The following is an 857-nucleotide window of genomic DNA, read 5'->3' as shown; positions in this document are numbered from 1 at the left end:
TCGGTCAGAAGGCCTTTTTGATGGCCGTCTTTTGTCGTATGAAGCGTTTCATCAGGCTGGAGGTAGAGCTCTGTTTTACTGGCGTTGGGATCACTCTTATCGGGGTAGCCGTCACCTGAAGCACCTTGGGTAGTTTCCTTATGAATTTTTCCATTTTCTTTATACTTATAAGTAACATCTTGAGAGAAATCAATTTTCTCTGTTTTTTCCTGACTCTTTTTTGGGAAACTAATCGGCCTTCCTGTATAGGCAGATTGTGCTAAAGTAGCATAAATATTATCAAAATTATCTAAATTCCAACTAGTCAAAATAAATTTCTCCTTCTATTCCTCACCATATACGTCCCAAATATTACCCTCATCAATCATAGGAGGATTGAGCATACTAATTACTTCTACATCTGGTATATCATCCTTGCGCTCCAAATAAAAATCAACAGTAAATTTAGTATTTTCCAGATTGTTAAATTTTCCACTAAGCGATAAATTATAACCGCCACCCTGAGGCGTTCCATTGCCTGATTGTTCAACCTTCATACTTTTCCAGTTAATCTGCACTGACTCAATTCTGGAATTCTGCGATTTCACAAAATCCACAATCTCTTGCTGGTGCTCTTTGAGGTAGGCCAACTGCTTCTCCTTGATTGTCATCTTTGCTTCTCGCTGCTTTTTCTCAGCTTCTTTTGCTTGTTGCTCTCGCTTGGCTTTGACAAAGGCCTCAAAGCGGCTGTTAAAATCATCTTTGACCATCAGGCTTCCTCCTATTCCTGCTAAAATGGCTAACGCTGCTAAACTGATTAGGGTGATCTTGGTGCTTTTCTTCATAAGAGACTCCTTTAGTAACACTAGTTAAAGACG

At 39.4% G+C, this 857-nt stretch carries 1 protein-coding gene and 1 pseudogene; both read right to left on the bottom strand.

Annotated elements, in window-relative coordinates; genetic code table 11:
* Positions 1–308 (bottom strand): annotated as a pseudogene (locus tag ACFOSE_RS04250) (hypothetical protein); the annotation flags it as partial.
* A 15-nt stretch (positions 309–323) separates the two neighbouring features.
* Positions 324–824 carry a hypothetical protein gene (locus ACFOSE_RS04245; RefSeq protein ID WP_380430942.1) on the bottom strand — a complete coding sequence of 167 codons (501 nt, stop codon included), beginning with the start codon at positions 822–824 and terminating at the stop codon, positions 324–326.
* Positions 825–857 lie beyond the last annotated feature (33 nt).

Source organism: Streptococcus dentapri, assembly GCF_042649885.1.
GTDB classification, from domain to species: domain Bacteria; phylum Bacillota; class Bacilli; order Lactobacillales; family Streptococcaceae; genus Streptococcus; species Streptococcus dentapri.
The sequence above is the reverse complement of the archived record's forward strand: the minus strand, read 5'-3'. Positions and strand labels throughout refer to the sequence as shown.